Annotated in this window: 18 protein-coding genes; 9 read left to right on the top strand and 9 right to left on the bottom strand. The window is 64.1% G+C overall.

Annotation, left to right across the window (positions count from 1 at the left end):
* Nucleotides 1-24: 24 nt before the first annotated feature.
* The 6 genes from JC607_RS01340 to JC607_RS01365 all read right to left on the bottom strand — a co-directional run bounded on the left by JC607_RS01340 (nt 25) and on the right by JC607_RS01365 (nt 6,495).
* Nucleotides 25-1,239: an SfnB family sulfur acquisition oxidoreductase gene (locus JC607_RS01340; RefSeq protein ID WP_198835126.1), complete on the bottom strand. Its 1,215-nt coding sequence runs from the start codon at nt 1,237-1,239 to the stop codon at nt 25-27.
* Nucleotides 1,236-2,402 (bottom strand): FMNH2-dependent alkanesulfonate monooxygenase, encoded by a 1,167-nt coding sequence (gene ssuD, locus JC607_RS01345; protein ID WP_198835127.1) that lies wholly within the window; start codon nt 2,400-2,402, stop codon nt 1,236-1,238. Before ssuD (JC607_RS01345) ends, JC607_RS01340 begins: the two co-directional genes overlap by 4 nt.
* Before the next feature lie 128 nt (nt 2,403-2,530).
* Nucleotides 2,531-3,343: a MetQ/NlpA family ABC transporter substrate-binding protein gene (locus tag JC607_RS01350; protein ID WP_198835128.1), complete on the bottom strand. Its 813-nt coding sequence runs from the start codon at nt 3,341-3,343 to the stop codon at nt 2,531-2,533.
* 26 nt (nt 3,344-3,369) lie between these two features.
* The gene (locus JC607_RS01355) at nt 3,370-4,080 is read right to left on the bottom strand and encodes a methionine ABC transporter permease (RefSeq protein ID WP_233092528.1); all 711 of its coding nucleotides are present in this window, start codon (nt 4,078-4,080) and stop codon (nt 3,370-3,372) included.
* Nucleotides 4,019-5,095, bottom strand: a complete 1,077-nt coding sequence (locus JC607_RS01360; RefSeq protein WP_198835129.1) for a methionine ABC transporter ATP-binding protein — start codon at nt 5,093-5,095, stop codon at nt 4,019-4,021. The genes JC607_RS01355 and JC607_RS01360 overlap by 62 nt, the downstream gene beginning before the upstream one ends.
* On the bottom strand, nt 5,092-6,495 hold the full coding sequence (locus JC607_RS01365) for an LLM class flavin-dependent oxidoreductase (protein WP_198835130.1): 1,404 nt from the start codon (nt 6,493-6,495) through the stop codon (nt 5,092-5,094). Before JC607_RS01365 ends, JC607_RS01360 begins: the two co-directional genes overlap by 4 nt.
* 498 nt (nt 6,496-6,993) lie before the next feature.
* Between JC607_RS01365 and ssuD (JC607_RS01370) the strand changes: the two genes are divergently transcribed.
* Both ssuD (JC607_RS01370) and JC607_RS01375 read left to right on the top strand, forming a co-directional pair.
* Complete coding sequence (ssuD, locus tag JC607_RS01370; protein WP_198835131.1) at nt 6,994-8,169, top strand: FMNH2-dependent alkanesulfonate monooxygenase; 1,176 nt, start codon at nt 6,994-6,996, stop codon at nt 8,167-8,169.
* A 13-nt stretch (nt 8,170-8,182) separates the two neighbouring features.
* Entirely contained in the window at nt 8,183-9,595 is a 1,413-nt protein-coding gene (locus tag JC607_RS01375) for an FAD/NAD(P)-binding protein (RefSeq protein ID WP_198835132.1), read from the top strand.
* Between the two features lie 90 nt (nt 9,596-9,685).
* Here JC607_RS01375 and JC607_RS01380 read toward each other — a convergent pair whose 3' ends face one another.
* Both JC607_RS01380 and mgrA read right to left on the bottom strand, forming a co-directional pair.
* Nucleotides 9,686-10,954 carry an SfnB family sulfur acquisition oxidoreductase gene (locus JC607_RS01380; RefSeq protein WP_198835133.1) on the bottom strand — a complete coding sequence of 423 codons (1,269 nt, stop codon included), beginning with the start codon at nt 10,952-10,954 and terminating at the stop codon, nt 9,686-9,688.
* A 235-nt stretch (nt 10,955-11,189) separates the two neighbouring features.
* Entirely contained in the window at nt 11,190-12,239 is a 1,050-nt protein-coding gene (gene mgrA, locus JC607_RS01385; RefSeq protein WP_198835134.1) for an L-glyceraldehyde 3-phosphate reductase, read from the bottom strand.
* Nucleotides 12,240-12,853: 614 nt separating this feature from the next.
* Between mgrA and JC607_RS01390 the strand changes: the two genes are divergently transcribed.
* The 7 genes from JC607_RS01390 to JC607_RS01420 all read left to right on the top strand — a co-directional run bounded on the left by JC607_RS01390 (nt 12,854) and on the right by JC607_RS01420 (nt 21,194).
* On the top strand, nt 12,854-13,486 hold the full coding sequence (locus JC607_RS01390) for a 3'-5' exonuclease (protein WP_198835135.1): 633 nt from the start codon (nt 12,854-12,856) through the stop codon (nt 13,484-13,486).
* A 509-nt stretch (nt 13,487-13,995) separates the two neighbouring features.
* Entirely contained in the window at nt 13,996-14,988 is a 993-nt protein-coding gene (locus tag JC607_RS01395) for a BMP family protein (RefSeq protein ID WP_198835136.1), read from the top strand.
* A gap of 6 nt (nt 14,989-14,994) precedes the next feature.
* A complete protein-coding gene (locus JC607_RS01400) occupies nt 14,995-16,395 on the top strand; it encodes an amidase (RefSeq protein WP_198835137.1) in 1,401 nt (466 codons plus the stop codon).
* Nucleotides 16,392-17,909, top strand: a complete 1,518-nt coding sequence (locus tag JC607_RS01405; protein ID WP_198835138.1) for an ABC transporter ATP-binding protein — start codon at nt 16,392-16,394, stop codon at nt 17,907-17,909. Before JC607_RS01400 ends, JC607_RS01405 begins: the two co-directional genes overlap by 4 nt.
* Nucleotides 17,899-18,948 carry an ABC transporter permease gene (locus JC607_RS01410; RefSeq protein WP_198835139.1) on the top strand — a complete coding sequence of 350 codons (1,050 nt, stop codon included), beginning with the start codon at nt 17,899-17,901 and terminating at the stop codon, nt 18,946-18,948. The genes JC607_RS01405 and JC607_RS01410 overlap by 11 nt, the downstream gene beginning before the upstream one ends.
* Nucleotides 18,945-19,889 (top strand): ABC transporter permease, encoded by a 945-nt coding sequence (locus JC607_RS01415; RefSeq protein WP_198835140.1) that lies wholly within the window; start codon nt 18,945-18,947, stop codon nt 19,887-19,889. The genes JC607_RS01410 and JC607_RS01415 overlap by 4 nt, the downstream gene beginning before the upstream one ends.
* A 9-nt stretch (nt 19,890-19,898) precedes the next feature.
* A complete protein-coding gene (locus JC607_RS01420) occupies nt 19,899-21,194 on the top strand; it encodes an amidohydrolase family protein (protein ID WP_198835141.1) in 1,296 nt (431 codons plus the stop codon).
* Here JC607_RS01420 and JC607_RS01425 read toward each other — a convergent pair.
* Nucleotides 21,170-22,132: a LysR family transcriptional regulator gene (locus JC607_RS01425; protein WP_198835142.1), complete on the bottom strand. Its 963-nt coding sequence runs from the start codon at nt 22,130-22,132 to the stop codon at nt 21,170-21,172. The two genes, JC607_RS01420 and JC607_RS01425, sit on opposite strands and share 25 nt — an antisense overlap.
* Between the last annotated feature and the right edge of the window lie 140 nt (nt 22,133-22,272).

Genomic DNA, 22,272 nt, shown 5'->3' on the forward strand with positions numbered 1-22,272 from the left:
CGCGTTGCGCCGTTTTCAGCGGTCTCAGTTCCAGTCGTGGCGCGGCGGCTTCACGCCGTTCAGCGCCCAGTTGCCCACGAGGTGGTATTTCCAGCGTACCGGATCATGCAGCGTATGGACGCGCGCATTGCGCCAGTGGCGGTCAAAGGCGTGTTTTCGCAAGGAAGACCTGGTGCCGCCCAGCTCGAACAGCCGGTTGGTGGCTTCGATCGCGACCTCGGTTGTCAGCACTTTGGCCTTGGCCACTGCGACTGAGGCAAGCGCCACATTCTCCTCATCCGGCGCCGGTTTCGCAGCATCGAGCACCCTTCCCGCGCGCTCCAGCAATGCCTCGGCGGCGGATTGACGGATCTCCAGTTCGCCGATCCTGAGGATGGTCAGCGGGTCTTCCGAAGCGCGTTCGACCCCGGCATCGATCCAGGGACGGGCGTGCTCGCGCACAAAGGCGATGGTGTCCTCCAGCGCGGCGCGCGCAATGCCCGCATCAATTGCCGCAGTGGTGATCTGCGCGAAAGGGCCGGCAAGGGTCGGGGTCTCGTAGGATTTGTAACTCGGGATCAGGTTGAAATCCTGCACCCGTAGGCGCTCCAGCAGCACCGTGCCACTGGATGTGGTGCGCTGGCCGATACTGTCCCAGTCATCGACCACCACGAGCCCCGGCGTCTCACGCGCGACAAAGGCCAGCTGTGCGCGATCCTGATCATCCAGCGCCAGCACGCCGAGGTAATGGGCGTAAAGCGAGCCGGTGCAATAGCCTTTGCGGCCCGAAATCAGGTAGCCTTCGCCGTCACGGGTGAGGCGGGTTTGCAGATCGGCCACGTTCTTGCCGCCGGTCTCGGACAGCGCATTGGCGAAGCGATGACCTTGCAGCACGAGGCCGAAATAATGCCGCTTCTGCTCTTCCGTCCCTTGCAGTCGCAGGTCTTCGAGGAGGCAATAATGGTTCTGCGGGATCTGCCCCAGCGACGGATCCGCAGCCGAGATGATCGCGATGACTTCGGCGAGTGTCGCGTAAGACACCTCGGCCCCGCCATAGGCTTTGGGCACCTGAATGCCCCAAAGGCCGGAATTCGAGAAATGGTCGACCACTTCAGCGGGGACCTGGCAGGTGGCGTCGCGCTCTGCCGCGCCGGGGCGCAGGAAGGCCGCAACCTCATGCGCGATCCGGATTGCCTCTGCATCATCGCGGATCACATGGGCGGCGGGCGGGTTGATCGGGTAATTCGCCGAGAGGGTCATGCTTTGGTTGCCTTCACATTGCCGCCATGGCCGCCGCCGCCAAAGACGGCGGGCGCGCCGAAGGACGGGCGCAGCGGAGCGGTCGCCGGTCTGATGCCAAGTTCGGGGAACAAAAGTTCCGCGACCGTATAGGCCTCTTCCAGATGCGGGTAACCCGAAGCGATCACGGTATCGATGCCGATCTCCTGGTATTCGCGCAGCCGTGCGGCGACCGTTGCGGGAGATCCCACCAGCGCTGTGCCCGCACCCGAGCGCACGAGGCCCACGCCCGCCCAGAGGTTCGGCGAAACCTCAAGCCGGTCGCGGCGGCCCTCATGCAGGCGGCGCATCCTCTCCTGACCCACCGAATCCGACTGGGTTTTCTGCACCGCCTGGGCATTGGCAATGGTCTCATCCGAGAGATGCGAGATCAGGCGGTCGGCGGCGGCCCAGGCCTCCTCATCGGTTTCCCGCACGATGAAATGCAGCCTTATGCCGAATGTGACCTCGCGGCCCTTTGCCGCCGCCGCCGCGCGCACCGCTTTGACTTTTTCGGCCACCTGGGCAGGGGGCTCGCCCCAGGTCAGGTATTTCTCGACATAATCGCCGGCAAAATCATGTGCGGCCTCGGACGACCCCCCGAAATACAAAGGCGGGCGCGGTTCCTGGAAGGGCGGCAGGCCCAGCTTTGCATGATGGGCCTTGATATGTTTGCCGTCGAGATGCGCCTCGCCGGTTTCGAGCAGGCTGTTGAAGACGTCGAAAAACTCGCGCGCATGGGCATAGCGCTCGTCATGCGGCAGGAAGATGCCGTCCCCCGCCAGCTCTGCCGGCGCGCCGCCAACCACGATATTCAGCAAAAGCCGCCCGCGCGACAGCCGGTCGAGCGTCGAGGCCAGTCGCGCGTAATAGGCCGGAGACGCGGTGCCCGGGCGCACGGCGACAAGGAATTTCAGCCGTTCGGTATGGGCGGCCAGGTCGGCCGCGAGGATGAAGCTTTCCTCGCAGGCGACCGAGGTTGGGATCAGCACGCCGGAATAGCCTAAGCCATCCGCCGCCCGGGCGATCTGGCGGAAGTAATCCGGGTCGCCGGGCCGCGCGCGCAGGTCGCTGCCCAGATAGGCACCATCGCCGGAGGAAGGGATGAACCACAGGAAATCCAGCGGTTTTTTCGGGTTGGTCATGTGAGGCTCCGGCGGGGTGAGTGAGAAGATGTCTCCTGCCAGAGGTAACCCTGGCAGGAGACGGACGGCGCGCAGGCATGAGGAGGTTACGCGCCCCGTCTTTTCGGGTTTGTATGCGCGCGAAGGCGTCAGAAGGCGGGGAAGATCTGGCCCTTGTAACGGTCAAGGATGAACTGGCGGGTCTCGTCGCTGTTCAGCGCTTTGGCGAGGATCTTGATGCGCGGATCCTCGGTGTCACCGGGGCGGGTCACGAGATATTCGCTCCAGACGTTATGACCGTCCCGGCCATTGTCGATGAACAGCGCCTTGTCGATATCGAGACCGGCCTCGAAGACGTAGTTGCCGTTCAGCGCGCCCAGATCGACCTCGTTCAGCGCACGCGGCAAAAGCGCGGATTCCAGCTCGACGATATCGAGGTTTTTCGGGTTCTCGGAGATATCCTTCAGCCCCGGCAGCGGGTCATCGGGCGAGGTCAGCGATTTGAATTCGCCCAGTTTGATCAGGCCCAGCTGTTGCAGGAGCAAGAGCCCGCGCCCGCCATTGACCGGGTCATTCGGGATCGCGACTTTCGCACCATCCTGCAACTCATCAAGCGATGCGATCTTGGTCGAATAGGCGACATAGGGCTCGATATGGACCGGCACGATGACGGTCAGATTGTCGCCGCGCTCGCGGTTCCATTCGTTGAGGAAGGGGCGATACTGGTAGTAATTGCCGTCAAGCTCGCCCGAAACCAGCTGCGCATTGGGCTGGATGTAATCGGTGAAGACGCGGATATCGAGGTCGATGCCTTCTTTCGCGACAATGGGTTTCACGAATTCGAGGATCTCGGCATGGGGGATGGCGGTGGCGCCGATCACCAGGTTTTCCTGTGCCTGACCCGCGCCTGCAAGGCCGAAGGCGGCGGCGGCGGCAAAGACCAGGGTTTTCAGTTTTGACATGGAATTATCCTTTGGAATGAAGCGGTTCAACGGCGCGTGAAACGGGTGACGAGGCTGTTCCCCGAGGCCTGGATCAGTTGCACCAGCAAAATGAGGACCACGACGCAGATCAGCATGATCTCGGTCTGGAAGCGGTGATAGCCGTAGCGGATCGCCAGATCGCCGAGGCCCCCGCCGCCAATGGCGCCCGACATCGCGGTGTAATCCACAAGAACAATCGCGGTGACGGTGACGGCGGCGATCAACCCGGGCAGGGCCTCGGGGAGGACCGCGCGAAAGATGGTCTGGGCAGGCGAGGCGCCCATGGCAAGGCTCGCCTCGATCACGCCGCGATCCACCTCACGAAGCGCGGTCTCCACCAGGCGTGCGAAGAAGGGCGAGGTGCCGACGACCAGAGGAAAGATCACGCCGCGAATGCCCAGCGAGGTGCCGGTGATCAGCACGGTAACCGGCATCAGCACGATCAGCAGGATGATGAATGGCACCGAGCGGATGATGTTCAGCACGAATGACAGCGCGCCATAGCCGATGGGCCTTGCGAAAGGCTGCCCCTTGCCGGTGACGAACAGCAGGATACCCAGCGGCAGCCCGATCAGTATCGTCAGCGACAGCGAGATGCCGACCATGGTCAATGTCTGGCCGAGCGCGGTGCCGATATCGGCCCAGTTGATCCGGTCAAACCACATGGAGATGCCTTTCGCGTTCGCCGCCATGTTCTGCGCCACGCTCTGCGCCATGCTCCGCGACCGTCGGGCCGCCGCCGATCAGCTCGACCGTGACGCCCGAGGCGCGCAGGGCCGCCACTGCCGCCCCGCCATTGCCACCCGACAAAGCCACCGCGAATTGCGCATAGGGCGTCGTGCGGATATGGCCGACACGGCCGCCGAGAATGGCGAAATCGCTGCCGAAATCGCGGGCGATGCGCCCGAGGATCGGCTGATGTGCCGTGGCGCCGGTCAGGGTCAGCCGCAGGAGCTGGCCCGTCGCCTGTGTGGCGGGAACCGCATTGTCCCCTTCGGCCTCGCGCACCAGGGCGCGGGTCACGGGATGGGCGGGATGCAGGAAAACCGTCGTGACCGGGCCTTCCTCGACCACGCGGCCTTTCTCCAGCACGGCCACCCGGTCACAGGCGCGGCGGATCACCTCCATCTCATGGGTGATCATAACAATGGTGACGCCAAGCTCGCGGTTGATTTCCTGCAGAAGATCCAGCACCTGGCCGGTGGTCTGCGGATCAAGCGCGCTGGTCGCCTCGTCGCATAAAAGCACCTTCGGGTCATTCGCCAGCGCGCGGGCAATGCCGACGCGCTGTTTTTGCCCCCCCGAAAGCTCGCGCGGGTATTTCTGCGCGTGATCCGCCAGGCCGACCCGCTCCAGCAGCGCCGCAACCTTTGCGGTGATCTCTGCCCGGCTCAGCCGCCCGGCCAGCTCCAGCGGATACGCGACATTCTTTGCCACCGTCCGCCCGCTGAGCAGGTTGAAATGCTGGAACACCATGCCGATCGAGCGGCGCAGATCGCTTAGCGCAGTTCCTTTCGCATCGGTGACCCGCGCGCCATCGATCACCACCTCACCCGAGGAGGGGCGCTCAAGCAGGTTGATCAGCCGCACAAGTGTCGATTTCCCGGCGCCTGACGCCCCGATGATGCCGTAAATCTCGCCCCGGCCGACCGAAAGATCGATGCCGTGCAGCGCAGGCGCCGCGCCGCGCTTTGAGGCAAAGCTCTTGGTGACCGCCTCAAGACGTATCATTCTGCGGCACTGCGGGCTGCGGCCTCGGCCAGTTTCACCGCCTCGATATCGCGGTAGCGTTCGGCCGGGTGGTTGACGGGCAGATAGGGGCCGGCGCCGAACAGCTTTTCGCGCAGGGTTCCGGGCTTATATTCGGTCGGATAGGCGCCGCGCTTTTGCAGCTCGGGCACCACCAGATCGACCACATCTTCAAACGAGCCCGGCGTTACCGCATAGGCGATGTTGAAACCATCGACATCGGTTTCCGCCACCCAGTCCTGCAAAATATCGGCGATCTGCGCCGGAGAGCCGACAAAGACCGGACCCTGGCCGCCGATGCCGCCGTATTTTGCCAGCTCATCCACGGTCCAGACCTTGTCCTTGCCGCCAAAGGCATCCAGCATGGAATGGATCGCATTGGTCTCAACCTTGCGGATCACTTCGCCGGGCTGGTAAGCGCCGAAATCGACCCCGCTCCAGCCCGACATGAAGACCAGCGAGCCCTCATATGAGATGTACTTGCTGTAATCCTCGAATTTGGCGCGGGCCTTTTCCTCGGTTTCATCGGTGATGATCGTGATCAGCGTATAGACATAGATCTGTTTCGGATCGCGGCCCTCTGCCGCCGCGCGGGCGCGGATATCGGCGACATAGGCCTTCAGCAGCGCCTTGGACGGCGCGCCGACGAAGACGCATTCCGCATGGGCCGCCGCGAAAGCCTTGCCCGGGCCCGAGGCGCCGGCCTGGTAGATCAGCGGCGTGCGTTGCGGCGACGGTTCGGTCAGCCCATAACCTGGCACCTCGAAATATTTGCCCTTATGGCCGATTTCATGAACCTTTGCCGGATCGGCGAAAACGCGGCCTTCGGCGTCTTTGACAACCGCGCCTTCCTCCCAGCTGCCTTCCAGCAGCTTGTAGATCACTTCGAGATATTCCGAGGCGACCTCATAGCGGTTGTCATGCTTTTTCAGCCCGCCCTGGCCGATGTTCTTCGCGCCGCTCTCCAGGTAAGAGGTCACGATGTTCCAGCCCACGCGCCCCTTCGAGTGGTGATCCGCCGTCGCGATACGGCGGGCGAAGGTATAGGGGTGCTCGAATGAGGTTGAGGCAGTGATCCCGATCCCCAGATGTTCGGTCGCCAGCGCAATCGGCGCGGCGAGCTGGATCGGGTCATTCACCGGGATCTGGGCGCCATTCCGGATCGCGCCCTCGTTATTCCCTTTATAGACATCATAATATCCGATCACATCGGCGATGAAGATACCGTCGAAAATGCCGCGTTCCAGCGTGCGGGCCAGATCCTGCCAGTAGTCGAGATCCTTGTATTTTACCGACCGATCGGTCGGATGCGCCCAGAGACCGGGCGACTGATGGCCGACGCAGTTCATGTCAAAGGCGTTGAAACGGATCTGGCGGGTCATCTTGCAGTCTCTCATCTGATCGGCGGTCGGATCGGCAGGGGGATGCCGGGCAGCCGGTTAAACACGACATGTTGTGCCGTGATTACCGCGCCTGAGGGGCCGGAGGCGATTCCAAAGCCCGCCCCTCAAAGAGAAGGATCTCCTGGTAAGGCCGCCCTGTGCAGCCTGGATTTTCTTTGCCAAGGGCATCGCTTTTTTCGATGTCTTATGTTTTTCAATAGGTTGCTCTGAAACAGCGGACCAGAGACTCAGGGCCGGATTTCCACGGCACCAGGCGGCCTCGCCCCCGGATTTGCCCCGCAAAGGGGAAGGGTATTCCCCGTCAGGAGAATAGTTTTCCCTAAGGGGGGAGGGCAACAGTGGCCGTCTTCTGCGCAGAAAAGGCCTTTGGAATGGCCGGAGGGGCGCTGACCCTCGTATAACTCAGCCTCAGATCTGACGGGGTACGCCCCTCAGGCCATAGTACTCACCGCCCCACATCGCCCAGGAAGTCGCGACATGAGCCACCCGATCGAGGATACCCCGCCAAGTCAGGCCAACCCTCCCGCCAGCCCTGAGATCTTCTGGTTCCTGCCGACCTCGGGCGATACGCGCTATCTGGGCACTTCGGATTTCAGCCGCCCGCCCGAGAATGGCTATATCCGCCAGATCGCGATCACGGCCGACCGGCTGGGCTATGACGGGCTTTTGATCCCCACGGGCGCAAGCTGCCAGGACCCCTGGGTGACGGCGGCGAGCCTGATTGCCGAGACGAAGCAGATTAAACTTCTGGTCGCGCTGCGCACCTCGATCATGGGGCCGACGGCCTCGGCCCGCCAGGCGGCGACGCTGGATCAGGCACTTGGCGGCCGGCTTTTGCTGAATGTGGTGCCGGGCGGCGATGCGACCGAGCTCGCGGCGGATGGCGTCTTTCTGAAACATGACGAAAGGTATGAGGCGGCGGATGAATTTCTGACCGTCTGGCGCCGGATCCTTGCGACCGATGCGCCGGTCTCGTTCAAGGGCAAGCATCTCAGCGTCGAGAATGCGCGGAATTTTCACCCCCCGGTGCAGCGGCCCTATCCGCCTTTGTATTTCGGAGGCTCATCGCCGGCAGCGCATGACCTCGCCGGGAAACATGTCGATGCCTATCTGACCTGGGGCGAGCCGCCCGAAGCCGTGGCCGAAAAGATCGCCGATGTGCGGGCGCGGGCTGCAAAGCACGGGCGTCAGGTCCGGTTTGGCGTGCGCCTGCATGTGATCGCGCGCGAGACCGAAGAGGAGGCCTGGGCCGATGCCGACCGGCTGATCTCGCATCTCTCGGATGAGGATATCGCGGCGTCCCAGACCAATATGTCGAAGATGGACAGTCACGGCCAGGCCCGGATGCAGGCGCTGCATGGCGGGCGCCGCGACCGGCTGGTGGTGGGGCCGAACCTCTGGGCAGGGGTTGGCCTTGTGCGCGGCGGGGCGGGCACGGCTTTGGTTGGCAATCCGCAGCAGATTGTCGACCGGTTGCGCGAATATCAGGCGCTCGGGGTCGATACATTCGTGCTGTCGGGCTATCCGCATCTGGAAGAGTCCATCCGTTTTGCCGAACTGGTCTTTCCGCTTCTGGGCAGGTCTGCCGTGACCGAACGCAGCGCCCAGACCGGCGGGGCCTTTGACATCCGCGCGCGTGCTTCGGCCAGCTGAGAGGGGCCCTGAAATGACCGAACAGCGCCCGATCGCCGCCCCTGAAGGGCGGCATGTCGCCATCGTGGGGGCAGGGCTTTCCGGATCGGCGCTGGCCTGGCATCTGGCCCGGCTGAGCCCCGACGACACACTGCGCATCACCCTGATCGACCCGAGGCCCGAGCCTGGCGGGGGGCTCGCCTATTCCACACCCGACCCGGACCACCGTCTGAACGTGCCGCATGTGAAGATGACACTCGACACCTCCGAGCCGGATCACTATGCGCGCTGGCTGGCATCAGACGCCGCGCCTGCCTTTGCGGCGGATGCGCTGCGCCCTGACGGTGCGATTTTCACACCGCGCGCGGTGTTTGGCGCCTATGTGCTGGCGCATTTGCAACCCTTTCTCGATGCCGGTCGGATCGTGCATCTGCAAAGCCGGGCTGTCAGGGCCGCGCGCACCGCTGGCCGCTGGCAGATCGGGCTAGAGGACGGGCGCGTGATCCGGGCCGATGAGCTGGTGCTTGCGGCCACCCATCCCGGCCCCGGCCTGCCGCGCGGGTTTGAGGCCCTCGCCGGGACGTCCGCGCTGATCGCCGACCCCTATCTGCCTGCTGCGCTGGACGGGATCGGCCCGGAGGAAGAGCTGTTGATCATCGGCTCGGGCCTGACCGGAGCCGATATTGTCGCGAGCCTGATGCGGCGCAACCACAAGGGGCGGATCCGGCTTTTATCGCGCTCGGGGCGCCGCTCGCAGCCGCATGGGCCGGTCCAGGACGAGGGCAGCGCCGATTTCACCTTTGATCCTCCGGTCACGGCACTGGCGCTTTTGCGCCGTATCCGGGCCGAGCTGGCGATTGCCGCAAAGGCCGGGCTGACCTGGCATCCGGTCTTTGACCGGCTGCGGGGCCAGGGCCCGCGGATCTGGGCCGCGCTGCCGCTGCCCGAGCGCCGGCGGCTGTTGCGCCATCTGCGCGGGCTCTGGGATATCCACCGGTTCCGTATTGCGCCGCAGACCCATGCAAGCCTGCTCGCAGCCGAGCGGTCAGGCCAGCTGGTCGCGCTGGCCGGCCGCGTGACGGGGCTTGAGCGTGAAGGCGCGCGGCTGCGCATCAGCCTGCGGCTGCGCCGGGGCGGCGCGCTATGCTTCACGGCGGATCGGGTGATCCTTGCCACGGGACCAGCACATGGGGCAGTCACCGCAACCAACCCGCTTTACGCCGATCTTGCGCGTCAGGGGCTGATTGCGGTCGATCCGCTTGGGCTTGGCCTTTCGGCGACAACAGAGGGGGAGGCGATTGATGCAAAAGGCCAGCCGCAAAGCGATCTTCTGATAGCCGGGCCGCTGGCCCGCGCCGCTGTGGGCGAACTAATGGGGGTGCCCGAGGTTACCGCCTGGGCCGAAAAGCTGGCGGCAAAGCTGGCACAGGCGCCGGTCCCCGCCTGACCAAAGTCCCTGCCTGACCGCAGTCTCTGCCTGAGCGCAGCTATGATCTGAAAACGCCCCGGAATTCCGGGGCGTTTTGCGTTTTACAGTTCAGTTCCAGGGATGGCGCGGCGGGTTGACGCCATTCAGGTAGTAATTGCCGACATGGTAGAATTTCCAGCGCACCGGATCATGCAGCGTATGGGTGCGGGCATTGCGCCAATGCCGGTCCAGCGCGTGCTGCGCCAGCGTCGAGCGGGTGCCGCCCAGCTCAAACAGCTTGTTGGTCGCGTCAATCGCCACCTGAGTGGTCAGCACCTTGGCTTCGGCGGTCTTGATCGTTGCGTCGGTCACGTTTTCTTCGGTCGGATCGGCAAGGCCCCGGTCGATGGCACGCCCGGCAATCTCGAGCAGCGCATCCGCGGCGTGAAGGTGGATTTTCAGCGTGCCAATGGCCTGAATCGTATAGGGATCCTCGCCCGCGGTCTCTTTGCCGCTGTCGATCCAGGGCCGGCTTTGGGTGGTCACAAAGCGGATCGTCTCGTCGATCGCATTGCGCGCGATACCGGCATCAATCGCGGCCTGAATGATCTGCGAGATCGGCCCCTGCACCGTCGGCACCACCGAAACATCCTGGAGTTTGACCGCGCGCGCCTTCGGGACCCGCACATTTTCCAGCCGGACCGAACCGGAGCCAGTGGTGCGCTGGCCAAAGCTTGACCAGTTATTGGTGATGGTCAGCCCTCTGGTTTCGCGGTCGGCAAAGACGAGATAAGCACCGTCATCCCCGATCGAGACAATTGGCACGATATGCGACAGGAGTGCGCCGGTGGTGTAGAATTTCTCGCCATTCACCACGGCCTCATCGCCCTCGAAACTGACGCGGGTCTTGAAATCGACGACATTTTTGCCGCCGAATTCCGAGAAGGCATTGCCAAAGCGCAGCCCCTGCAACGCCCAGCCAAAGATCTCACGTTTTTCGGCATCGGTTGCGTCAATGTCGATCAGCCCGAGAATGGCGATATGGTTCTGCGCGATCTGCGCCACCGACGGATCGCCTGAGGCGACAATCGCAATCACTTTCGCAAGCGTGGCATAGGACAGACCCGGTCCGCCATATTCCTGCGGCACGATGATCGACCAGAGGCCGCTTTGCGAGTAAAGGTCCAGCTCGCGCAGCGGCAAAAGCCCCTCGCGGTCGCGCAGCGCTGCGTCCTTCGCCAGCTCTGCCGCCAGCTCTGTCGCGACGCGGATCGCATCCGCTTCGTCCTTCAGCACATAGGCCGGCTGGGACGGGCGCGGGCGGGCGGGTACCGGGTCATCGGAATTGACACGCGGATGCAGGGTATAGTCGATCTGGTTCCCGGTCAGAGAGCCCATGGCGGTTCCTTTTTCACAGCAGGGTCCGGACCCGATGCCAGATAAGGGCAAATGGTCAAGACATTGATATATCAATAATTTGCTGATGAAATCTGCCCGCAATCCGGGTGTCGGGCAAGCCGCGCCCGTTCTCTTCCGCGCGCCTGCGCGGGCGGTTTCTTCTTTGATAGGACCCGCTGCGAGAGAGTTGTTTCCCCCGCAGCGTCCGATGGTGAATCAGTCCGGGCGCGCCGGCTCAGACCTCCTGATCATGGGAGGGCCTGTCCCAGAGATTGACGCCGCCCTCGACCGCATGCAGATCGATCTCGGCCAGCTCTTCCGGGCTGAAATCCAGGTTCTCCAGCGCCGCGACATTTTCCGCAACCTGTGCCGCGCTCGAAGCCCCGATCAGGGTCGAGGTCACGCGCGGATCGCGCAGGGCCCAGGCCAGCGCCAGTTGCGCAAGGCTCTGGCCACGCCGCTTCGCGATCTCATTCAGCGCCCGGGCGCGGGCGAGGTTTTCGTCGCTGAGATGTTCCGGGCGCAGCGAGCCGCCGCCCGCCCGGTTCACCCGCGCATCTTCGGGGATGCCGTTCAGATATTTGCCGGTCAAAAGCCCCTGCGCCAGCGCGGTGAAGGCAATGATCCCGGTGCCGGTCGCTTCGGCGGTATCGAGAAGATCCTTTTCAATCCAGCGGTTGAACAGGTTGTAAGAGGGCTGGTTGATCAGAAGCGGCACCTGGCGGTCACGCAGAAGCGCTGCGATCTCGCGGGTTTTCGCGCCGGAATAGGACGAGACGCCGATATAAAGCGCCTTTCCCTGTTTCACCGCCGTCGCCAGCGCATCCGCCGTCTCTTCCAGCGGCGTTTTTGCGTCGAACCGGTGCGAATAGAAGATATCGACATAGTCGACGCCCAGCCGTTTCAGGCTCTGATCAAGGCTCGACAGCATGTATTTTCGCGAGCCGCCGCCCTGACCGTAAGGGCCGGGCCACATATCCCAGCCGGCCTTGGTCGAGAGGATCAGCTCATCGCGATGCGCCGCCAGATCCTCGCGCAGGATACGGCCGAAATTGATCTCGGCCGCGCCATAGGGAGGGCCATAATTATTGGCGAGATCGAAATGGGTGATGCCGTGATCAAAGGCGCTGAAGACGATTTCGCGCTGCGTCTCAAGCGGGGTTGTATCGCCAAAATTATGCCAGAGCCCCAGCGAGAGAGCCGGCAATTGCAGGCCGCTTTTGCCAGTATAGCGGTATTTCGCACGGTTGTTGTCATAGCGGTCGGCGGCGGGGATATAGCTCATCTCGGGCTCCGGAGATCTGCGGCCAGCTGCCCCGTCCGGCACAGCCAGGACCGGGCAAATGTCGGTTTACACATCTGGGCCATTCCTATCGCTCCGGGCCCGCAATGGCCATTGGTTTTGACACGTCCCGGTGCGAAACCTGCCTCGCCGCGCGCGCTGTCACTGGCCGGGCGGGCGATATGCCAGACACCCCGGGAGGCGCGGAACTGTAACCAGCAGGGTAAGCGCAACCACCCCCTCGCGCCGGTTATCGCTACACTTGCGCGCAGGATTGCGTTTCAGATTCTCAGACCTCTTCGCGTCTCCTCTTCTGCTGCCAGGCGAACCCGGTGGGAGACAGCCTCCCGTTCCTCGTATGCTTTTGTTTCGGATTGCAGACCATCCCGTTGCACTCGAACACGTCCTGCCCAGCCTCTTCGCATGCCCGGCAGAATCTGCGCCTGATCCTTTCACGACAGAGCAGGTCCAAGAAACGTTCGGCGACTCATCCCGGAGCGGAGCGGGGGGCTGGTCGGGCGCCGGGATCTTCATTAGAAACGGCTGATCCCAGAAATGATCGCGAGACACTGTCAGATTTCGACATTCAGATTCGAACCGGGATGGAGATACTTCTGATGCCTGACCACAGCTTCATCGTCCCGGCCGGCCCGTTTCGGTTTGTTGCTCTGGATGTCGAGACGGCCAATTCGGATCCGGGGAGCATCTGCCAGATCGGCATCGCCTGCGTCGGACATGACGGCTCGGTGACCGTGTTCAGCACTCTGATTGATCCGGTGCAGAGTTTCGCGGGGTTCAATGTGCAACTGCACGGGATCGGACCCGACCAGGTGGTGGGCGCCCCGAGTTTTCCCGAGGTGATGCCGCTGATTTCACCGCTTCTTGAGGCGCATCTCATCATCCAGCACAGCACCTTTGACAGCAGGGCCATCAGTGGCGCATGCCGTGCCGGGGGGCTTCCCGATCCTGGCTGGCGATGGGCGAACAGTGTGACGATCGCCCGCCGGGCCTGGCCGGAATTCTGTGGCAATGGCGGCCATGGCCTTGGCCATCTGAAAAAGGCCCTGACGCTTGACTTTGCCCATCATGACGCCGGCGAGGACGCAAAGGCCGCGGCAATGGTGGTCTTGCGGGCGGAGGCACAGACCGGATTGTCGCTGGAGGAGCTGATTTCGGCTCCGCGCAGGCCGCCGGCCCGCAGGCACGGGAACCTCAGCTCCAGGCAGGATGTCAAGGTGGAGCAAGCTTAGCAGCACAGCCGGCGGGGCGCGCGCGGATCAGCTTGCAGCGGCTGAAAACGACCGGTCCTGCCCAGGCCTTTTCGGGTCTGTTCGGGATCGTCAAGGTCCTGGGCGGAGCCTGGCTGGTCTGTCTTGGCAGGGAGCGTGACCTGCTGCTCCTGTGACGCCAAACCCAGCCGGCTTGTTTCAGGAGGTGTCACCCGTCGCGACTTTCAGGCGGCGGCGCCGCAGACGGGCGCCAGGCGGGGTCGAGGGTCAGGGGTTTTGCCCTGCGACTATGGCAACCCCGGACCACCGGCCCGCGCGCCGGTCCTGGTGGTCTCCCTGTCCCGAGGACCGGATCCCTGATAAGGTGGGGGCGGTCGCACATACAGCTAATCTGACCGGGCGGTCAAAATTTATGCGGCGGAGGGGCTGTCTCTTGCGCCAGGCGCATGGCAAAAGACGAAACCGTTGACTTGCGGGCCTGGGGCTCTCACCACTGGAGAGAGCAACAGGATCAGCCACAGGGGGCCATCATGACCAGGGATCTTCGTCTTTCACGCCGCTTTCTTCTGCAATCGGGGGTGATCCTCGGAGCGTCCTCGCTGCCTTTGCTGCGGCCTGCCTATGCGGCAACGCCGGTCAGGGTCGCGGGCGTGCATGGCTCGCCGGTGGAAAACGCCTGGAATTCGGTGCTGCATAAGGCGCTTCTGGAGGCGGCGGCCGATGGCACCATCGAATACACCTTCTCGGAAGGGATTTCAGCCACCGACTACCCGCGCGCGATGCGGGAATATGCCGAAGCCGGCAATCAGCTGATCATCGGCGAGACCTTCCCGGTCGAGCGTCAGGGCCGCGAGGTTGCTGCCGATTACCCGGATACCGCCTTTGCCATGGGCTCGTCCGGCGGGCCGGAAGGGGATAATTTCGGCACATTCGGCACCTGGAATTATGACGGCGCCTATCTCGCGGGCATGCTTGCCGGCAAGATGACAAAGTCGAATGTGGTGGGGTCTGTCGGTGCTATCCCGATCCCGGAAATCAACCTTCTGATCAATGCCTTCGCCGAGGGCGTCAAGGCGGTGAATCCCGAGGCGAAACATCTCGTCGCCTGGATCGGCACCTTCTTTGACCCGCCGAAAGCCCGCGAGGCCGGGCTTGCGATGATCGATGCCGGCGCGGATATCCTCTTTGGCGAGCGGATTGGCACGGCGGATGCAGCGAAAGAGCGCGGCATCAGGGCGATTGGGTCGCTGATCGACTATACGCCGATGTATCCCGACACGGTTTTCGCCAATGCGCTCTGGGGCTTCCGTCCGATCCTGAACGCGATTGTGGCCGATGTGGCGGCGGGCAATCCGACCGGCAAGGACTATACCGCCTTCGGCCTGATGAAAGAGGGCGGCAGCGATATTTCCTATGTGACCGGTGTGGCGTCTTCCGAGGCAGAGGCCGAGATGGAGAAGGTCCGGGCCGAGATCAAGGCCGGCAGTTTCACCGTGCCGCAAAACTTCGACGAGCCGAAGTAAACCCGGATGGGATCCGATGCGACAGCTTTGGCCTCGGCGATTCGCCGGGGCCATCTGACGGCGGCGGAGGCGATGGAAGCCTCTTTCGCGCTTGCAGAGGCACGCGCGGATCTTGGCGCGCTGGCACATCTGAACAAGCCGCGCGGGCGGGCGCTGGCAGGTGAATTCGACGCGCTTCCCGGCAATGCGCCGCAGCGATATGCGGCCTTTGGCGGCGTGCCGCTGGTGGTCAAGGATCTCGGCGCGCCGTTTCTGGGCTTTCCGGTCTGTGCCGGATCGGCATTGTTTTCGCGGGATGGCCTCGGCGAACACAGCCAGCTGGCCGCAAGGTTCCGGGCGGCGGGGCTTTGCCCTTTCGCGCTGACAACGGTGCCGGAATTTGGCCTTTCTCTGGCCTCGGAGCCGGCGGTCGGGCCGGTGGCGAAGAACCCGCTGGACCCGCAGCTCTCGCCCGGCGGGTCTTCGGGCGGGGCCGCGGTGGCGGTGGCGGCGGGGATCGCGGCGATTGCCCATGCGACCGATGCGGGCGGCTCGATCCGGGTGCCGGCGGCGGCCTGCGGACTTGTCGGGCTGAAGCCCGGGCGCGGATCGGTGCCGGGCGGCCCGGGCTTTGGCAACCATCTCGGCGGCATCGCAAGCGAGCTGGCGATCTGCCGCTCGGTCCGCGATGCGGAGGCGATCTTTGCCGCCGCGACCATCGGCGGCGTCCATGGGCCTTTCGCCAGCCCCTTGCTGGAAGAGGCGAAATCCGGCCCCCTGACCATCGGGCTTGTCACTGATATGGGCCCGGACTGGCCGGTCGATGAGGCGAGGGTGGAGGCGGTCGAGGCGGCGGCGCGGGTTCTGGCCCGGAACGGCCACCGCATCCGCCCGCTGGAGGGCGAGATGGTGACGGACCTTGCCGCCCGCAGCGGGCGTATCTTTGCCGATATTGTCTCGATCAATCTCGCGGAACTCTCGTCGCGGCTGGATTTCGCCCAGGCCGAACAGATGACCCGGGCGGTGGTGGCGCGGGGACTTGGTCTGACGGCAAGCGCGCTCTGGGCCAGCCTGAACGAGATGGTCTATGTCGCGCGCGATCTGTGGCGGATCTTTGACGGGGTGGACCTGCTGCTGACGCCGATGCTGTCCGGGCCACCGCTGCCCGCCGGATCCTTTCCGACCGGTCATTCGGATACGGATCTGCATTTCGACCGGATGGCGCGTTTCGCGCCGCTGGCGAGCCTTGCAAATATCTCTGGCGCGCCCGCGATCACGCTGCCTTTCGGCGCCGATGCGGCTGGGCTGCCGCTGCCGGTGCAGCTGATTGCGCCGATGGGGCAGGAGCGGCTGCTTTTGTCCATCGCCGCCCGGCTTGAGGTCGAAGAGCGCTGGACCCATCCCTTTGCCGTCGCGGGGCTGACATGAGTGAAACCGTTCTCGACATCTCCCAGGTCAGCAAAAGGTTCGGCGCGACGCTGGCGAATGACACTATTTCGCTGAGCCTTGAACGCGGTGAGATCATCGCGCTTCTGGGCGAGAATGGCGCAGGCAAGACGACGCTGATGTCGATGCTCTTCGGCCATTATACCCCTGATTCCGGTCATATTTCGGTGATGGGACGGGTGCTGCCGCCGGGGCGGCCCAAAGCCGCGATCCGCGCAGGCATCGGCATGGTGCATCAGCATTTCTCGCTGGCCCCCAATCTTTCCGTGCTGGAAAATGTGATGACCGGCACCGAGAGCCTCTGGCGCCCGTGGTCTGACCGGGCAAAGGGCCGGGCGCGGCTCATGGAGATTTCCGCGCGTTTTGGGCTGAAGGTCAGCCCCGATGCGCGGCTTGGTGATCTGTCGGTGGGTGAGCAGCAGCGGGTCGAGATCCTCAAGGCGCTTTACAATGATGCGAAGATCCTCGTGCTGGATGAGCCGACCGCTGTTCTAACCAATGTCGAGGCCGAACATATGTTCGGAAACCTAAAGGATATGGCGCGGCAGGGGCTTTCGATCATCTTCATCTCGCATAAGCTTGACGAGGTGATGGCGACCGCTGACCGGATCGTGGTGCTGCGCGGCGGGCGTGTGGTGGCAGAGCGCCGGGCGGTCGAGACCTCAAAGGCGGAACTTGCCGGGCTGATGGTCGGGCGTGAGGTGAAGCGGCCTCTGCGCGAGCCGGCCACCCCGGGTGCGGTGGTGCTGGAGGCAAAAGCCGTCACCCTGCGCGAGGGCGGCGTCGAGCGGCTGAAAGCGGTCGATTTCCATCTGCGCGCGGGCGAGGTGCTGGGGATCATCGGGGTCTCGGGCAATGGCCAGGCGGCGCTGGCGCGGCTGACCGGGGGGCTTGCGCGGCGCAGCGCCGGCGAGATCACGTTGTTTGGCCAGCCGGTCGGCGATCTCTCGGTGCGCGAGGTGGTGGGCGCCGGGATCGGCCGCATTCCCGAGGACCGCAACCATGATGGCGTCATTGGCGAGATGGCGATCTGGGAAAATGGGGTGCTGGAACGGCTGCCGGAATTCACTCGGGGCGGCCTTGTGGACCGCAAGGCGGGGATGGAATTCGCACGCCGGATCATCGAGGGCTTCGACGTACGCGGGGGCACGCCTGCGAGCCGGATCCGGCTCTTGTCGGGGGGCAATATGCAAAAGCTGATCCTCGGGCGGAACCTGATCGAACATCCCAAAATCCTGATCGCCGCGCAGCCGGCACGGGGCCTCGACGAGGGCGCGGTGGCGGCGGTGCATGAGCGCATCCTTGCCGCGCGTCGCGCGGGGACGGCGGTGCTTCTGATCTCGGAAGATCTTGATGAGGTCATGGCGCTTGCAGACCGCATTCAGGCGATCACCGGCGGCCGCCTGTCGCCGCCGGTCCGCCCGGAAGGGATCAATGCGCGGCAGCTTGGCCTGATGATGGCCGGCGAATGGGGAGCGGCAGAACATGCGGTTTGAACGGCGCGAACATATCCCGCCGGCGCTGGCGGTGCTGACGCCCCTGATCGCGGTCGCGATTTCGCTGGCGCTTGCGGGCGGGCTGATCGCGCTTGCGGGTGCGCCGGTTCTGACCGCGTTTGGCAAGATCATCACCGGGGCCTTCGGCTCGAAACTCGCGGTGACGGAGACTCTGGCGCGTACTGCGCCGCTGATCCTGACCGGCCTCGCCGCGGCGGTCGCCTTTCGCGCCCGGCTGTGGAATATCGGGGCAGAGGGGCAGCTTTACCTTGGCGCTATCGCCGTGGCGGCGGCGAGCGCGCATCTGTTCGGCGGGTTGCCGGGGGTGGTGCAGATCCCGCTTCTGTTCGTGACCGGCGCGCTGGCGGGGATGGTCCTCCTGCTGATCCCGCTCTGGCTCCGGCTGCGGTTCCAGGTGGATGAGGTGGTGACGACGCTGCTTCTGAACTTCGTGGCGCTTTTGTTTGTCTCGATGCTGATCGACACGGTGCTGAAAGACCCTCTCGCATTCGGCTGGCCGCAATCGGTTCCGGTCGCCTCGCAGGCCGAACTGCCAAAGATCATCCCGCGCTCGCGCCTCCATATCGGGCTTCTGGTTGCGGTTGTGCTGGCCTTTGTGGTGCATTTCATCCAGTCGCGCACGGCTTTCGGGCTGCAATCGAGGGCGGCGGGGCTGAACCCTTCGGGCGCCGCTTTCGCGGGTGTGCCGCTGGGACGGACGCTGCTGCTGGTCGCGATGCTGTCGGGGGGGCTGGCCGGGCTGGCCGGCGCGGTCGAGGTGATGGGGATCACCTCTTATGTCACGACCGAGCTGTCGCCCGGGTATGGCTATTCGGGGATCGTGGTCGCGATGCTTGCCGGGCTGAACCCGCTGGGCGTGGTTCTGGCGGCTTTGTTTACGGCGGTGATGTTTGTCGGCGCCGATGCCATGAGCCGCTCGCTCGCGGTGCCGTCTTACATCGCCGACGTGACGGTGGCGCTGTCTTTGCTGACCATGCTGGTTGCGATTTTCTTCACCCAATACAGGATCCGCAGATGAGCGATATTCTCGATATCCTCGCCTCGGCAGGACTTTGGGCGGCGGTTCTCAGGATCGCCACGCCGCTGATCTTCGCCACGCTCGGCGCGCTGTTATGCGAGCGGGCGGGCGTTCTGAACCTTGGCATCGAAGGGATCATGACCTTTGGTGCGATGATCGGCTGGTTCGCGGTCTGGAATGGGGCCGATCTCTGGACCGGGCTCTTTGTTGCGGCTTTGTCGGGGATGGTGTTCGGGGCGCTGCATGCCGCACTTACGGTGACGCTGGGGCTGTCGCAGCATGTCTCGGGGCTGGGCGTTACGCTCTTCGCCTCGTCCTTCAGCTATTATCTCTTTCGCCTGCTGGTCCCGGTCGAGGGCACGCCGCCGAAGATCATCCCTTTCCAGCCGCTGCATATTCCGGTGCTCTCCGATCTGCCGTTTCTTGGTCAGGCCGTCTTTACCCAGACCGCGCCGACCTGGCTCGCGATTGTGCTGGCGCTCGCCCTGGCCTTCACCCTTTTCCGCACGCCCCTTGGCCTTGCGATCCGCATGACCGGCGAGAACCCGCATGCCGCCGAGTCCCAGGGCATCAACCCGATGGTGATACGCTATGGCGCGGTGATCGCCGGATCGGCGCTGATGGCAATGGGGGGCGCGTTCCTCACACTTTCCGCCTTTGACAGTTTCATCCCGACCATGGTCCAGGGCCGTGGCTGGATCTGCATCGCGCTGGTGGTCTTCGCCTCCTGGCGGCCGGGGCGGGCGCTGGCGGGCGCGCTTCTCTTCGCGTTTTTCGACGCCTTCCAGTTGCGGCTGCAAACCGTTATGGGCGGCGCGCTGCCCTATCAGCTTTTCCTGATGGTGCCCTTCGTGCTGTCGATCCTCGCGCTTGCGGTGATGGCGCGTCGCGCGCGGGTGCCACAGGCATTGATGCAACCCTATCGGCGCGGCGAGCGTTAAGGAGTGACCATGTTCGACACCATCATCCGGGGCGCCAATCTGCCCGATGGCCGCGACGGCTATGATATCGGCATCCGTAAGGGAGAGATCGCGGCGGTGGAAAAGCAGCTGCCCGCCGAAGCCGGTGAAGTGATCGACGCCGCTGGCCGTCTGGTCTCGCCCGCGTTTTGTGACCCGCATTTCCACATGGATGCGACGCTCTCGCTGGGGCTGCCACGCATGAATGCTTCCGGCACGCTGCTTGAAGGGATCGCGCTCTGGGGCGAGCTCCGGCCCAGGCTGACCCGTGAGGCGCTGGTCGAACGTGCGCTGCGCTATTGTGATCTGGCGGTTTCCCAGGGGCTTTTGCATATCCGCACCCATGTCGACACCTCTGACCCCCGCCTGGTGACCGCCGAGGCGATGCTTGAGGTCCAGGACCGGGTAAAGGACTATATCGACCTTCAGCTCGTGGCCTTCCCGCAGGATGGCTATTACCGCATTCCCGAAGGGGTGAAAGCGCTGGAGCGCGCGCTGGATATGGGCGTGGGCATCGTCGGTGGCATCCCGCATTTCGAACGCACGATGGAGGAGGGGCGGCTCTCGCTGGAAGCCCAGTTCCGTATCGCGGCGGATCGCGGCCTGCCGGTCGATATACATTGCGACGAGACCGATGATCCGCTTTCGCGCCATGTCGAAACCATGGCCGCGCTGACCATCCGCTTCGGGTTGCAGGGCCGGGTGAATGGCTCGCATCTGACCTCGATGCATTCGATGGACAATTATTATGTGTCGAAACTGATCCCGCTGATCGCCGAGGCGCAGATGACTGCGACGCCGAACCCGCTGATCAATATTATGCTCCAGGGCCGGCATGACAGCTATCCGAAACGGCGCGGCATGACGCGGGTGCGCGAGCTGATGGCGGCAGGTGTCAATGTCTCGCTGGGCCAGGATTGCTGCATGGATCCCTGGTATTCGATGGGCTCGGGCGACATGCTCGAGGTTGCCCATATGGCGGTGCATGTCGGACAGATGGGCGGGATCGCCGAGAAACATCAGATCTTTGATGCGGTGACGGTCAATTCGGCAAAGACCATGGGGCTTGACGGCTACGGGCTTTCGCCCGGATGCAAGGCCAATCTCGTGATCCTTCAGGCGGCGGATGTAACCGAGGCGATAAGGCTGAAACCAACCCGGCTTTACGTGTTGCGCGAGGGGCGCGTGATCAGCCGCACCGCGCCGCGCCTGCCATCATTGTCGCTGCCCGGTCGCCCGGCGCAGATCGATCCGGGCCTTGATTACCTGCCGCCCGGCAAGGGCTGAGACGCTCCGGCAACGCCGCCTGCCAGCAGCCTTTCGCGCAGATGCAGCGCGAGCGGTGACAGCGGGCGGCGTTTGAGATCAAGCAGGTAATAGCGCGAGACGCGGATATCATTGGCGGTTGGCAAGACCAGAAAACCGGCATTGAGCGGCGGGCGGATCAGCAGTTCCGCCACCTCGTCCGACAAAGGCGCGATGGCATCTGATTGCGCCAGATAGGCGAGCGTCAGCAGGGTCGAGGGGCTGTTCACCACATTTGCGGGCTCCGAGAGGCCAAGCGCGGCGAATGCCGCCAGCGCCGCCTCGCGGATCGGTGCCCCGCGTTGCTGCATGATCCATTCGTAGGTTTGCAGCTCGGCCAGCGTCACCACCGGCGCGCGGGAAAGCGGATGCCCGAGCCGCACCATCAGCGCCACTTTCTCATCCTGCAAGGGCAGGATGTTGAAATCGCGGCTGTCGAATTCCGGCAGGATCCGTGCCAGCACGAAATCCATCTCGCCCGCCGCCAGATGGGTCAGGAGATCGCGGGATGGCAGCACATCCACGGTGATATCGGCTGTTGGCGCGGCCTCTTTCACCTCGCGCACCGCCGTTACCAGATAGCGCACCGCAGGCCCTGTCACTGCCCCCACCCGGACCGACCCGCCATGCCCATCGCTGAGATTGCGCAGCTCGGTCGCCATCGACCCCATCTCGCGCAGGATCACACGCGCCCGGCGCAGCACCGCGAGGCCTGCCTCGGTCGGCTCCATCCCCTTGGGCAGGCGGAAGAACAGCGGGGTGCCGATCTGACGCTCGGTCTCGGCCAGCATCCGCGAGGCCGCAGGCTGGGTCATGCCCACCGTCTCGGCTGCCAGCTGCAACTGGCCGCTCTCGGCGATCTCATGGATCAGCCGCAGCTGGCCTGTCTTCAGCATCAGACGAGACTTGGAGAGGGACATAACAATTCCGGTATGCAGACTGCCTGAGATGTCATTTTACCATCATATGGAGGGAAGGCTAGTCTTTCCGCCAGACCGTTGGAGGACGGCACAACACGGGAATCGCCCTGCCGGACCTGTGCCGCGGCGATACCGAAAGG

Source organism: Paracoccus sp. IB05, from assembly GCF_016405985.1.
GTDB lineage: Bacteria > Pseudomonadota > Alphaproteobacteria > Rhodobacterales > Rhodobacteraceae > Pseudogemmobacter.

Coding starts and splice junctions, on each gene's coding strand:
- ssuD (WP_198835127.1), bottom strand. CDS start 2,402: ATGACCAACCCGAAAAAACCGCTGGATTTCCTGTGGTTCATCCCTTCC.
- JC607_RS01390 (WP_198835135.1), top strand. CDS start 12,854: ATGCCTGACCACAGCTTCATCGTCCCGGCCGGCCCGTTTCGGTTTGTT.
- JC607_RS01400 (WP_198835137.1), top strand. CDS start 14,995: ATGGGATCCGATGCGACAGCTTTGGCCTCGGCGATTCGCCGGGGCCAT.
- JC607_RS01375 (WP_198835132.1), top strand. CDS start 8,183: ATGACCGAACAGCGCCCGATCGCCGCCCCTGAAGGGCGGCATGTCGCC.
- JC607_RS01410 (WP_198835139.1), top strand. CDS start 17,899: ATGCGGTTTGAACGGCGCGAACATATCCCGCCGGCGCTGGCGGTGCTG.
- JC607_RS01340 (WP_198835126.1), bottom strand. CDS start 1,239: ATGACCCTCTCGGCGAATTACCCGATCAACCCGCCCGCCGCCCATGTG.
- JC607_RS01395 (WP_198835136.1), top strand. CDS start 13,996: ATGACCAGGGATCTTCGTCTTTCACGCCGCTTTCTTCTGCAATCGGGG.
- JC607_RS01360 (WP_198835129.1), bottom strand. CDS start 5,095: ATGATACGTCTTGAGGCGGTCACCAAGAGCTTTGCCTCAAAGCGCGGC.
- mgrA (WP_198835134.1), bottom strand. CDS start 12,239: ATGAGCTATATCCCCGCCGCCGACCGCTATGACAACAACCGTGCGAAA.
- JC607_RS01425 (WP_198835142.1), bottom strand. CDS start 22,132: ATGTCCCTCTCCAAGTCTCGTCTGATGCTGAAGACAGGCCAGCTGCGG.
- JC607_RS01420 (WP_198835141.1), top strand. CDS start 19,899: ATGTTCGACACCATCATCCGGGGCGCCAATCTGCCCGATGGCCGCGAC.
- JC607_RS01355 (WP_233092528.1), bottom strand. CDS start 4,080: ATGGCGCAGAGCGTGGCGCAGAACATGGCGGCGAACGCGAAAGGCATC.
- JC607_RS01380 (WP_198835133.1), bottom strand. CDS start 10,954: ATGGGCTCTCTGACCGGGAACCAGATCGACTATACCCTGCATCCGCGT.
- ssuD (WP_198835131.1), top strand. CDS start 6,994: ATGAGCCACCCGATCGAGGATACCCCGCCAAGTCAGGCCAACCCTCCC.
- JC607_RS01365 (WP_198835130.1), bottom strand. CDS start 6,495: ATGACCCGCCAGATCCGTTTCAACGCCTTTGACATGAACTGCGTCGGC.
- JC607_RS01405 (WP_198835138.1), top strand. CDS start 16,392: ATGAGTGAAACCGTTCTCGACATCTCCCAGGTCAGCAAAAGGTTCGGC.
- JC607_RS01350 (WP_198835128.1), bottom strand. CDS start 3,343: ATGTCAAAACTGAAAACCCTGGTCTTTGCCGCCGCCGCCGCCTTCGGC.
- JC607_RS01415 (WP_198835140.1), top strand. CDS start 18,945: ATGAGCGATATTCTCGATATCCTCGCCTCGGCAGGACTTTGGGCGGCG.